The following is an 11,915-nucleotide window of genomic DNA, read 5'->3' on the forward strand; positions in this document are numbered from 1 at the left end:
TGTCCTTGCGTGACGAGCTTCTTGACCGTCTCGGGCGTGGCGGCGACGCGCGCCTCGTTCGCCCGCGTTTCAGCAGGCACTCCGATGTGCATCTTCAAATCCTCCTGTCTGGGTTGCCATCGTCGCCCGGGGAAGGGTTAGGAAGGCTTAAGGCTCAGTTGTTATTTCAAATGCTGGAACCGACCGCTATCGCAACTGTAACCGAAGAATACGCGCGCAAGAATCCGATCCGGCACTCGTTTAGCCCGGCCAGCGTCAGCGCTTACCCTTAGGACGGGGCGCGCGGGATCGTCGCCGGGACGGTAAAATATCTCACCATGAAATCAGATACTTGGGCCCCCCACGTTACGGTGGCGGCGATCGTCGAGCGAGACGGTCGCTTTCTCGTCATCGAAGAACACACGTCGGCAGGGCTGCGAATCAACCAACCGGCCGGTCACCTCGAAGCGGGCGAAACGCTCGTCGAAGCGGTGATCCGCGAGACGCTCGAAGAAACGGCGCATCGATTCGAGCCCGAGGCGCTCGTCGGCGCGTACATGACGCACTTCGCGCGGCCGGGGCGCGACGTCACGTATCTGCGGTTCACGTTCTGCGGCAAGTCGTTGGGCGAAGAGGCCGAGCGTTCTCTCGATGACGGCATCGTGCGCGCGATGTGGCTCACCGCCGACGAGTTGCGAGCGTCTATCGAGCGGCACCGGACGCCGCTCGTGATGAAGTGTGTCGACGATTACTTAACCGGGCGGCGCGTGCCGCTCGATTTCATTCATACGCATTCGGTCGCGCCGGTGGTGCGGGCGTGATATCCCTATGAGCAAGCGAAGAGTGGTAGTGGGCATGTCGGGCGGCGTGGATTCGTCCGTGACGGCATGGCTTCTGAAAGAACAAGGCTACGATGTCGTCGGCCTCTTCATGAAGAACTGGGAAGACGATGACGACGGCGAATACTGCTCGACCCGGCAGGACTGGATCGACGTGGTATCGGTCGCGGATCTGATCGGCATCGATGTCGAGGCGGTCAACTTCGCCGCCGAATACAAGGACCGCGTGTTCGCGGAGTTTCTGCGCGAGTATTCGGCGGGCCGCACGCCCAACCCGGACGTGCTCTGCAACGCCGAAATCAAGTTCAAGGCGTTTCTCGATCACGCCATGTCGCTCGGCGCGGAAACCATCGCAACGGGCCATTACGCGCGCGTGCGCGAGCAAAACGGTCTGTTCCAGTTGCTCAAGGCCACGGATTCGACCAAGGATCAGTCGTATTTCCTGCATCGGCTGAATCAGGCGCAATTGTCGAAGACGCTGTTCCCGCTCGGCGAAATGCCGAAGACGAAAGTGCGCGAGATCGCCGCGCAGATCGGCCTGCCGAACGCGAAGAAAAAGGATTCGACAGGCATCTGCTTCATCGGCGAAAGGCCGTTCCGCGAATTCCTCAACCGCTATTTGCCGACGAAGCCCGGGCCGATGAAGACGGCCGAAGGCAAGGTCGTCGGCGAGCATATCGGGCTCGCGTTCTATACGTTCGGGCAGCGCAAGGGCATCGGCATCGGCGGCGCGAAGGACGGCAGCGGCGAGCCGTGGTTCGTCGCCGGCAAGGACATGGCGACGAATACGCTCTACGTGGTGCAGGGCCACGACCATCCGTGGCTTTTGTCGCCGACGCTCGTTGCGGGCAACACGAGCTGGGTCGCGGGCTTTGCGCCTGAAGAGGGCGTGGCGTGCGGCGCCAAGACGCGCTATCGGCAGCACGACGCGGCGTGCCGCTTCGCGAACGCGGACGACGGCCGCTTCGCGCTTCATTTCGACGACGCGCAGTGGGCCGTCACGCCGGGCCAATCCGCCGTGCTGTATCAGGACGACGTGTGTCTGGGCGGCGGCATCATCGAGCACGCGGTGACGGAGCAGGGGACGACGCAAACGGCGGTGCTTTCGGTCGCGCGTTAGCAACGAGCCCTGGCTTCGGTCAGGGCTTCGTGCGCTTCTATCGGTCCGATAAAAACTATTTTGATACAAGCGCTTGACGGTCTATCTAGTGATAGATAAATTACGCACATCGAACGCAGGGGCAATGACACATGGACAAAAACACGGTACGCGAAGCGCTGCTCGATCACGCTCAGACCTTGTTGATGACGCGCGGCTACAACGGATTCAGCTATCGCGACTTGTCCGGACTGGTCGGCGTGAAGACCTCGAGCATCCACTATTACTTTCCGACGAAGGAAGATCTCGCGCTCGAAGCCGTGAACGCATACAGCGCGGACGTGATGTCGTCGATCTACGCCATCGACAGTTCCGCCCCCGCCGACAAGAAACTCGATCGATATACGAAGCTCTTTGGGCGGATCATCGGCGGCGGCAATCAGATTTGCCTATGCGGCATGCTCGCGTCGGATATCGAATCGCTGCCGGAGCAGGTTCGTCACGCGGTGCAGTCGTTCTACAAGGCGAACGAGAACTGGCTGGCCAAAGTGCTCGCCGAGGGCGAAGCGCAGGACACGCTCGATGCCGGTGGAAAACCCGAGGCTGCGGCGCGCACCTTGTACGCCGCATTCCAGGGAAGCCTGCTCGCATGCCGCCTGTTCCAGACACGAACGCGGCTCGAAGAAGTCGCGGACGCATTCCGGCGGTAGATAAGCCTGTGGATAACCTTGTGAAGAACTTATGAATTAACGAATAGTTATCTATCGTCGAGTAGATAGATTTTGGTGGATTAAGGGAGTTTTCTGAGCGCCGCACCGTTTTCGTCCATTGGCATGGCGAGAGGGTGAGCGTTTCGGGAAGAAAGCGCCTGCATCGGACGTCCAATGTGCCTGCTGCAAATCAATATCTATCTAGTAGTAGATGTAATCACGCAGTCAGAGTTGCTTTTGTTTCACCACTCGCTCCTCTGTTGCCGCGACCACCGGCGCAGCGGCTCAACCGAATCGAAGAAGAAGGAAGTGCATCATGAAGAAGCTCAAAGCCGCCCTCATCGCCACCGCCGTTGCAACCGCCGTGTTGGCGCAATCCGCCGCGCATGCGCAATCCGCCGCGCATGCGCAATCCGCCGCGCATGCGCAATCCGCCGCGCCTGTCCTCGAACCGGCGACCCAGCACTTCATCGAAGCCCTCGCCGCGAGCAACGCGCCGCCGATCTACACGCTGTCGCCCGCCGACGCGCGCAACGTGCTCGCCGCCGCGCAAGCCCAGCCGGTGAAGAAACAGGCGGCGAAGATCGAGGATCGCGTGATCGGAGCCGGACCGACGGGCAAAATCGCGCTGCGCATCGTGCGGCCCGAGCACGCGAGCGGCCCGCTGCCGGTGATCATGTATTTCCACGGCGGCGGCTGGGTGCTCGGCGACAAGAACACGCACGACCGGCTCGTGCGGGAAATCGCGAACGGCGCGCAGGCCGAAGTCGTGTTCGTCGACTACGACCGCTCGCCGGAAACGAAGTACCCGGTGCCGATAGAAGAGGCTTATGCGGCGACGCGTTACGTGGCAGAGCACGCTCGCGAATTCAACGTCGATGCATCGCGCATGGCCGTCGCGGGCGATAGCGTCGGCGGAAACATGGCCGCGGCCGTCACGCTGCTTGCGAAGGAACGCGGCGGCCCGAAGCTGCGCGCGCAGGTTCTGTTTTATCCGGTGACCGACGCGAATTTCGACGACGGCTCGTACACGCAGTTCGCGAACGGCCCGTGGCTCACCCGCGACGCGATGAAATGGTTCTGGGACGCTTACGCGCCGAACGTCGCGGACCGCGAGAAGATCACGGCATCGCCGTTGCGCGCGAGCATCGATCAATTGAAGGGATTGCCGCGCGCGCTCGTCATCACCGACGAAAACGATGTGCTGCGGGACGAAGGCGAAGCCTATGCGCGCAAGCTGACGCAGGCGGGCGTGCCGGTGACGTCGGCGCGCTACAACGGCACCATCCACGACTTCGTGATGCTCAACGCGCTGGCGGATACGCCCGCGACGCGCGCCGCGATCGCCCAGGCAAACGCGACACTGAAAGCCGCGCTGAAGAAGTAAAGCGGGAACGCTCCCGCCGCGCGCGGGAGCGTTCGTCGCGAGGATCAGACCGGCGCGGTATCCACGAACGACGGGCGCTGCGAGATGCGCGCGTAGTACTTGTCGAGATTCGGATGCGCGTCGCGCCAGTTCACATCGGGCATGCGGAAGTCGAGATAACCGAGCGCGCAGCCGCACGCGATATCCGCGAGCGTGAAGCGGTTCGCCGAGCACCATTGCTTCGAGCCGATACCGCGCGCCATCGCGCGCAGGCCGTCCTCGATCTTGTGACGCTGGCGCGTCGTCCACTTTTCGCTGCGATGCGCTTCTTCGCGCAGCACGCCTTCGAGGCGAATCAGCACGGCGGCATCGAGCATGCCGTCGGCGAGCGCTTCCCAGCAACGCACTTCGGTGCGCTCGCGGCGCTCCTGCGGCAGCAGCTTGCCGACAGGCGTGAGCGTGTCCACGTACTCGCAGATGACGCGCGAATCGAACACCGCTTCGCCGTCGTCCAGAATGAGACACGGCACCTTGCCGAGCGGGTTGAAATCGTGGATCTTCGAATCGGATGCCCAGACGTCTTCGAGCACCAGTTCGCAGTCGATCTTCTTCTCCGCCATGACGATCCGCACTTTGCGGACGAACGGGCTGGGATGCGAACCGATCAGTTTCATCATCTAATTTTCAGGGTTGATTCGGAATGCGGGCGACGACGATCTTAACCGGGCGCGCACGAACCATCGGCAAATTAGAGATAGCTTCCATCGTCAATGTCGTCTGCCGGCAACATGAAGTGCGCCAGCCCGACGCCGGCGCGGCGTGGTTCACTGCGCGCTGGCAGTCGTCGCGGTGCTCGTCGTCGGACACGGCAGAACCGGCGCGGGCGCGGGCTTCGCGTTCGCAGCGCTCCTGCCCTTCGCGGATGTGGCCGGCGCGCTCGTCGTCGTGGGAAGCGCGCTCAGGCTGCGCACGCCCGCGGAGATCGCGGAGGCAAGCGCATCGACCGCCTTGCGATGACCGTCGACGAGCGCGTCGTAACCCGTGTCCACGCGTTCCTGCGCGACGGTCCGGCACGTCAGCACCGTATCCGATCCGGCGGCGCGCACGCTCCACACGGCGTCGATCACGGCCTGCGAGCCCGGCCACGATTCGAAGCGCCGCACGTTCACCTTCACGCGATACACCGGCACCGACTCCGGATGCGGCGTGCCGTAGACATCGATCGCGCCGAGCTGCTGCGTGAGATCGGCGGACAGCGCGCGCCGCACTTCGTCGCCGGGCAGCGACGCCCAGCGTTCCTCTTCGAGCACGCGCACCTGCGCGGGACTCGTCTGCACCACCAACTGATTCTTCGCGACCTGCTGCGGCACGTCGACCGGCGCAAGCTCGAAATAGAACGACGCCTGCGCGGTCGGCACCGGACGCGCGTCGCCGCCGCCGAGCGTGTAGAAACGGCTCGTCGGCGAAGCGCAGGCGGCGAGCATCGCCGACGCGCTCAGGGTCAACATCAACGAGCCGAACTTCATGGTTTGTCTCCCGATTTCCCGCGCACGAGCGATTCCGGATGGCGCTCCAGATAATCCGCGAGCGAGTTGAGCGATTGCAGCGTGCGCGTGAGTTCCTGCAGCGCCTGATGCACGTCCGACTGAAGCGGCGAGTCCGATTGCAGCGTCGACTGAGCCTGGCCGAACGTCTTCTTCGCCTCCGAGAGCGTGTCGCGCATTTCCGGCAGGACTTCCTTGTCCATCCGGTCGAAGAGCGCGTTCGCGTTCTTGAGCGACCCGTTCAGATTGGTGCCGATTTCATCGAACGGAATCTTGTCGATCTTGCGCGCAATGTCCGCGATCTGCAGTTGCAGTTCGTCGAGCGTGTTCGGCACGGTCGGCAGTTCGAGCGGATCGTTGCTGGCGTTGACCTTCGCGGGCGCGGCCTTCGGGAAGAAGTCGAGCGCGACGTACAACTGGCTCGTCAGCAGGTTGCCGGTGCGCAACTGTCCGCGCAGGCCGCGATTCACGAGCAGTTGCAGCATGTCCTGACTCGCCGTCGAACCTTGCTCCGGGAGCGCCTGCTTCGCGCGCCGGCCGAGACGATCGGGATAGAGATCGATCGTGACCGGCATCATGAACGAATGCGACTTCGGATCGTATCGCACGCCGATGCCCGTGACTTGCCCGAGCACGATGCCGCGGAAATCGACCGGCGCGCCGACCGACAGCCCGCGCAACGATTGATTGAAGTTCATCACGACATGCACGGCCTGGCCATCGGGATCGCGCATCGCGTCGGCCTGATCGCCGGCGAGGCGGAAGGTCGCGTTGTTTTGCGCCTGCGGCCCGGACTGCTGGTTCACCGGCGTCTGGAACGCGATGCCGCCCAGCACGACCGTTGCGAGCGATTGCGTGTTGAGCGTGAAGCCGCTCGAATCGAGCCGCAGATCGACGCCGCTCGCATGCCACCAGCGCGAGTTGGTACCGACGTACTGATCGTAGGGCGCGGTGACGAACACTTGCAGCGTGACGCCGGTGCCGTCCTTGTCGAGCGAGAACGCGACGACCTGCCCGACCTGCACGCGCCGGTAGTAGACCGGCGAGCCGATATCGAGCGAGCCGAGCGACTCGCCGTGCAGCGTGAACGTGTGGCCCTTCTGGTCGCCCGTGACGGCGGGCGGCGTCTCCAGACCGACGAAGTACGTCTGGTCCTCGGTCGACTTGCCCGCATCGACGCCTATATACGCGCCCGACAGAAGCGTCGACAGCCCCGTCACGCCGCTTGCCGCGACGCGCGGGCGCACGACCCAGAAGCGCGTGTCCTTTACCGCGAAATCGGTGGCTTCCTTGGTGAGTTGCACATCGACGAGCACGCGCGAATGATCCTTCGACAGCGTGATGGTCTTGACCGTGCCGATATCGACGTCCTTGAACTTGACCTTCGTCTTGCCCGGCTCGAGGCCTTCCGCACTCACGAAGCTGATGGTCACCGTCGGTCCGCGGCTCGACACCGTCTTCACGACGAGAATCACGCCGATCAGCGCCGCCACGAGCGGAATGACCCACACGAGCGACGGCAGCCAGCGGCTGCGCGGCTCGATCACCGGCTCGGGCAGATTCGGCGGCAGGCCGCCGCCTTTGCCTTTTTCGCCGTTGCCGGCGGGCGGCGCGGGCTGCTTCGGGTCGTTCGGACCTTGGGCACTAGTCATATTTCTTTCCTGACGGTTCGATGTTGTCCCACATGAGGCGCGGGTCGAATTGCATGGACGCGATCATCGTCAGCACGACGACCGACGCGAACGCGAGCGCGCCCGGACCCGGCGTGATGACCGCGAGCGACTTGAAGCGCACGAGCGCGATGGTGAGCGTAATCACGAAGACATCGAGCATCGACCAGCGGCCGATACCTTCGACGATGCGAAAGAGCGTCGTGCGCTGACGCGGCCGCCAGGTCGAGCGCCGCTGCACGCTGATGGTGAGAAAGGCGAGCGTGAAAAGCTTGAGCATCGGCACGAGAATGCTGGCGACGAAAATCACCGCGGCGAGCGGATAGTCGCCGTCGTTCCAGAAGAGCGCGACGCCGCTCATGATGGTGTCGTCCTCGGAGCCGAGAATCGACGACGTGTGCATGATCGGAAAGAGATTCGCCGGGATATAGAGGATCGCCGCGCTGATGAGCAGCGCCCACGTGCGCGCGATGCTGTCCGGATGGCGCCGGTGCACGACCGCGTCGCAGCGCGTGCAGCGTTGCTTCTCGACGGTGTACGCGAGCGGCTGGACAAGCCCGCATGCATGACACGCCACGACGTTCGCGCGCGACGCGGTGGTGTAGTACGTCTCGCTCGCTTGCTCGCCCGTGCCGGGATCGATCGGATCGTTCACGATTTCTGCCTCGCTTCGGAGGGAATGCGCTTGCGGCCGTACATCGGCTTCGTCTCGCCGCGCGGGCCGAGCGTGCTCGCGATATCCCACAGCGCGCGCGGATCGAAGCTCACGACGACCGCGAACATGAGCGTCAGCGCGCCGAACGCGAAGAGCGCCGCTTCGGGAATCACGCGCGCGATGCTGACCATCTTCACGAGCGTGACGAGCACGCCGAGCATGAACACTTCGATCATTCCCCACGGACGCACGAACTGAATACCGCGCAAGAACGCGTTGAAGCCCGGCGGAATATAGCCCGAGCGCAGCGGGAGCAGCACGTAGAGCAGCGCGAGCAACTCGCACAGCGGAAACAGGATGGTCGAGCAGAAGACGAGCACCGCCATGATCTCCATCTGCTCGTTCCACAGCGCGACGATCGCGCCGATGAGCGTGGTCTGAGATGTGAGACCGTTCGCATCCAGCTCGACGATGGGAAAGCCCTGCGCGATCACGAACGTGACGAGCGCGGCAAGCGTCATCGCGCAGATCTTGTCGAGGTTCGACGAGATGCTCCGATAGAGCAGCGAGCCGCAGCGCGGACATTTCGCCGAAGTGCGCCGAGGGAGCGCACGTTTATGGAAGAGCGCGTCGCATTCGTGACACGCAATCAGGTCATGCGGTTCGTTCGCGTTCATGGTCGAGGCCCGAGACTTGTCGAGCGAATTTGTCGGGCGCCGCGAGGACCGGCACCGTCCGAGCTTAGCAAGCAATAGGCCAGCACAAAAAGTAACAGCATGGTATCAAATGGCGAGTCGCTGGCGGATCGGGCAGGATGCTTCGCGCGGGCGGAATGAAACCGTGAGCCTGTTCGTTAATACATCGATGCCGGAATCAGTCGCTTGCCGCGCCGCTTCTTCGCGACTTCGTCGACCGTTGCACGCGTGGAATAGTTCGTTGCATGGGCGGCACGCAACGGCACGGCCACATGGTTCGAACGCTCGCAAACCCGCGCCGCCACTGGCGCTGCGGTTTCGGCGCGGGCCATTTTGCGCGCGCTGGCAATTCGTTATCGTTGAGGTAGCATGGCGGCCTTGAAGACTTGTCGTCGGCCGACGACAAGGCCGCGCTACATCGAACACATGAGGTGAAAGCAAAATGGAAAGCACCGCTCGCATCGCGGCGACGCCGCCGGCGCAACGCTACAGCGCCACGGCGATCGGCCTGCATTGGCTGATCGCGTTGTTGATCGTGTGCGGCTTCTGGCTCGGCTGGATCATGACCGACATTCCGGGCATCACGCCGACGAAGCTCAAATACTTCTCGTGGCACAAGTGGATCGGCGTGACGGTGTTCGCGCTCGCGCTGTTGCGCCTCGTCTGGCGCGCGACGCATCAGGCGCCGGCAATGCCCGACGGCATGCCGCGCTGGCAGCAGGGCGCGGCGCATCTCACGCATGTCCTGCTCTATCTGCTGATGATCGTGATTCCCGCGTCGGGATATCTCTACAGCTCGGCGGCGGGCATTCAGGTGGTCTATCTCGGCGTGCTGCCGCTGCCCACGATCATCGGCCCGGACAAGGCGCTGAAGGCGACGCTGCGCATCGTGCATATCGCGTTGAACTACACGTTGCTGTTCTTCGTCGCGATGCACGTTCTCGCTGCGCTCAAGCACCATTTCGTCGATCGCGACGGCTTGCTCGGGCGCATGCTGCCATTCCTTCGATAAGCGCATCGGATTATTTCCTCGCCGTTGGCAGGGCGTTTCCCGGCGGCTGATTGTTATCGCGTTCTTATGATTTCCAATACCGGTTTGTTCGATCGAACCGTTTGAATAGGGCACACATGAAAGTGAAACTCAATCGTTGGATGCTGGCTACGGCGGCGTCGCTCGCGCTGGTCGCGGGTGCAGAGGCGCAGGTGGACGTGAGCAAGAGCACGGTGATCGCCACCTCGAAGCAGATGAACGTCCCCACCGACGGCAAGTTCAACAAGTTCAGCGCGCAGATCGCATTCGATCCGGCGAAGCCGACCGCGGGCACGGCGAACATCACGATCGACACCGGCAGCTACGACCTCGGCGACGACGACTACAACAAGCAGGTCCGCGGCGCGGAATGGTTCGATGCCGCCAAGTTTCCGACCGCGACCTTCGTCTCCAGCGCGATCGCGCCGGCCGGCGGCAACAAGTACAACGTGACCGGCAAGATCACGATCAAGGGCAAGTCGCAGACGGTCACGGTTCCTGTGACGGTCACGCAGCAGGGCGCGACGGAAACCTTCGACGGCGCGCTGCCGATCAAGCGCACCCAGTTCGATGTCGGGACGGGGGAATGGAAAGACACGTCGATCGTCGCGGATGACGTCGTCATCAAGTTTCACATCGTTGCCGCGAAGAAGTGAGCGGCGGTTTTGTCACACACGCATATTCAGCGTACTTGTTTAGTCAGGAGAAGAACTTGAAAAAGCTTTCGATCATCGCCGCGGGCGCGGTTGCACTGGGTCTGTCGTTCGGCGCGATGGCTGCCGACACGTACAAGCTCGACCCGAATCACACGTATCCGAGCTTCGAAGCCGATCACTTCGGCGGCGTGTCGACGTGGCGCGGCAAGTTCAACAAGAGCAGCGGCGAAGTCACGCTGGATCGCGCGGCGAAGACCGGCACGGTGAACGTGACGATCGACCTGTCGTCGGTCAACACGGGCAATCCGAAGCTGGACGAGCATCTGCAGAAGGCCGAGTTCTTCGATGTCGCGAAGTATCCGACGGCCGAGTACAAGGGTACGTCGATCAAGTTCGACGGCGACCAGCCCTCGGAAGTGATCGGCACGCTGACGATGCACGGCGTGACGAAGCCGATCAACCTGAAGGTCGAGAGCTTCAAGTGCTTCGTGAACCCGATGATGAAGAAGGAAGTGTGCGGCGTGGAAGCGACGACGACCTTCGATCGCGGCGACTTCGGAATGGATTACGGCAAGTCGTATGGATTCAGCCTGAAGACGGTGCTGCATATTCAGGCCGAAGGCGTGAAGCAGTAAGTTCGACGCCTCGATGCAAAAGCGGCCGGTCTGCGAAGACCGGCCGCTTTTTTTACGCCCCTGCGGAGTGCGCGAGCCTCAAACCTGCGCCCCGGCGTTCGGATCGTTCGGATCGAACTTGTCCTTCTTGTCCTTCACGAGATCTTCGCGCTTCACGCCGAACCACATCGCGAGCGCCGCCGCGACGAACACCGACGAATAGATACCGAACAGAATACCTACGGTGAGCGCCAGCGCGAAATAATGCAGCGTCGGGCCGCCGAAGAAGAACATCGACAGCACCATCATTTCCGTACAGCCGTGGGTGATGATGGTTCGCGACATCGTGCTCGTGATCGCGTGATCGATCACTTCCTTCACCGTCATTTTGCGCTGCTTGCGGAAGGTTTCGCGAATCCGGTCGAAGATAACGACCGACTCGTTCACCGAGTAGCCGAGCACCGCGAGAATCGCCGCCAGCACCGACAGCGAGAACTCCCACTGGAAGTAAGCGAAGAAGCCGAGAATGATCACCACGTCGTGCAAGTTCGCGATGATGCCCGCCACCGCGTACTTCCATTCGAAGCGGAACGACAGATAAATCACGATGCCGATGACCACGCACGCGAGCGCGAGCAGGCCGTTCGTCACCAGTTCCTTGCCGACCTGCGGACCGACGAACTCGACGCGTTGCAGCTTCACTTCGGCGTTGTCGGCCTTGAGCGCGGTCATCACCTGATCGCTCTGCTGCGCGGACGTCAGGCCCTGCTTGAGCGGCAGACGAATCAGCACGTCCTGCGACGTACCGAAGTTCTGCACCTGCGCGTCGGGGTAGCCGAGCCTTGCCATCGAACCGCGCACCGGTTCGAGCTGCGCGGCTTGCGGATACTGCACCTCGACGACCGTGCCGCCGGTGAACTCCACCGACAGATGCAAGCCGCGATGCACGAGAAAAAATACGGCCACGAGAAACGTCACGAACGAAATCACGTTGAAGATCAACGCGCGTTCCATGAACGGCAAGTCGCGGCGGATGCGGAAGAATTCCATTGTCTATC

General features: G+C 62.6%; 14 protein-coding genes. 7 read left to right on the forward strand and 7 right to left on the reverse strand.

Annotated features, from left to right (window positions below; all coding sequences use genetic code 11):
- Positions 1 to 317: 317 nt before the first annotated feature.
- The 4 genes from NCS28_RS01655 (at position 318) to NCS28_RS01670 (ending at position 4,014) form a co-directional block, all read left to right on the forward strand.
- Complete coding sequence (locus NCS28_RS01655) at positions 318 to 800, forward strand: NUDIX hydrolase (RefSeq protein ID WP_250512156.1); 483 nt, start codon at positions 318 to 320, stop codon at positions 798 to 800.
- 7 nt (positions 801 to 807) lie between these two features.
- Entirely contained in the window at positions 808 to 1,938 is a 1,131-nt protein-coding gene (mnmA, locus tag NCS28_RS01660) for a tRNA 2-thiouridine(34) synthase MnmA (protein ID WP_250512157.1), read from the forward strand.
- Between the two features lie 131 nt (positions 1,939 to 2,069).
- Positions 2,070 to 2,627 (forward strand): TetR/AcrR family transcriptional regulator, encoded by a 558-nt coding sequence (locus NCS28_RS01665; RefSeq protein ID WP_250512158.1) that lies wholly within the window; start codon positions 2,070 to 2,072, stop codon positions 2,625 to 2,627.
- A gap of 316 nt (positions 2,628 to 2,943) precedes the next feature.
- On the forward strand, positions 2,944 to 4,014 hold the full coding sequence (locus tag NCS28_RS01670; RefSeq protein WP_250512159.1) for an alpha/beta hydrolase: 1,071 nt from the start codon (positions 2,944 to 2,946) through the stop codon (positions 4,012 to 4,014).
- 44 nt (positions 4,015 to 4,058) lie between these two features.
- Here NCS28_RS01670 and NCS28_RS01675 read toward each other — a convergent pair whose 3' ends face one another.
- The 6 genes from NCS28_RS01675 to NCS28_RS01700 all read right to left on the reverse strand — a co-directional run bounded on the left by NCS28_RS01675 (position 4,059) and on the right by NCS28_RS01700 (position 8,889).
- On the reverse strand, positions 4,059 to 4,670 hold the full coding sequence (locus NCS28_RS01675; protein WP_250512160.1) for a glutathione S-transferase family protein: 612 nt from the start codon (positions 4,668 to 4,670) through the stop codon (positions 4,059 to 4,061).
- A 147-nt stretch (positions 4,671 to 4,817) separates the two neighbouring features.
- Positions 4,818 to 5,519, reverse strand: a complete 702-nt coding sequence (locus NCS28_RS01680; protein ID WP_250512161.1) for a PqiC family protein — start codon at positions 5,517 to 5,519, stop codon at positions 4,818 to 4,820.
- Positions 5,516 to 7,189, reverse strand: coding sequence for a PqiB family protein (locus NCS28_RS01685; RefSeq protein WP_250512162.1), 1,674 nt, complete (start codon positions 7,187 to 7,189; stop codon positions 5,516 to 5,518). The genes NCS28_RS01680 and NCS28_RS01685 overlap by 4 nt, the downstream gene beginning before the upstream one ends.
- The gene (locus NCS28_RS01690) at positions 7,182 to 7,862 is read right to left on the reverse strand and encodes a paraquat-inducible protein A (protein ID WP_250512163.1); all 681 of its coding nucleotides are present in this window, start codon (positions 7,860 to 7,862) and stop codon (positions 7,182 to 7,184) included. Before NCS28_RS01690 ends, NCS28_RS01685 begins: the two co-directional genes overlap by 8 nt.
- Positions 7,859 to 8,539: a paraquat-inducible protein A gene (locus NCS28_RS01695; protein WP_250512164.1), complete on the reverse strand. Its 681-nt coding sequence runs from the start codon at positions 8,537 to 8,539 to the stop codon at positions 7,859 to 7,861. The genes NCS28_RS01690 and NCS28_RS01695 overlap by 4 nt, the downstream gene beginning before the upstream one ends.
- A 176-nt stretch (positions 8,540 to 8,715) precedes the next feature.
- Positions 8,716 to 8,889, reverse strand: coding sequence for a hypothetical protein (locus NCS28_RS01700; RefSeq protein WP_250512165.1), 174 nt, complete (start codon positions 8,887 to 8,889; stop codon positions 8,716 to 8,718).
- 110 nt (positions 8,890 to 8,999) lie between these two features.
- Here NCS28_RS01700 and NCS28_RS01705 point away from each other — a divergent pair, with 110 nt between their 5' ends.
- The 3 genes from NCS28_RS01705 (at position 9,000) to NCS28_RS01715 (ending at position 10,878) form a co-directional block, all read left to right on the forward strand.
- Entirely contained in the window at positions 9,000 to 9,569 is a 570-nt protein-coding gene (locus NCS28_RS01705; RefSeq protein WP_250512166.1) for a cytochrome b, read from the forward strand.
- A 116-nt stretch (positions 9,570 to 9,685) separates the two neighbouring features.
- Positions 9,686 to 10,243: a YceI family protein gene (locus NCS28_RS01710; protein ID WP_250512167.1), complete on the forward strand. Its 558-nt coding sequence runs from the start codon at positions 9,686 to 9,688 to the stop codon at positions 10,241 to 10,243.
- Positions 10,244 to 10,299: 56 nt separating this feature from the next.
- Entirely contained in the window at positions 10,300 to 10,878 is a 579-nt protein-coding gene (locus tag NCS28_RS01715) for a YceI family protein (RefSeq protein ID WP_187607512.1), read from the forward strand.
- Positions 10,879 to 10,956: 78 nt separating this feature from the next.
- On the opposite strand, the gene secF is transcribed toward NCS28_RS01715, so the two are convergent.
- Positions 10,957 to 11,907, reverse strand: coding sequence for a protein translocase subunit SecF (gene secF / locus NCS28_RS01720; protein WP_250512168.1), 951 nt, complete (start codon positions 11,905 to 11,907; stop codon positions 10,957 to 10,959).
- Between the last annotated feature and the right edge of the window lie 8 nt (positions 11,908 to 11,915).

Origin of the sequence: Caballeronia sp. INDeC2, assembly GCF_023631325.1 — a bacterium.
Lineage (GTDB): Bacteria > Pseudomonadota > Gammaproteobacteria > Burkholderiales > Burkholderiaceae > Caballeronia.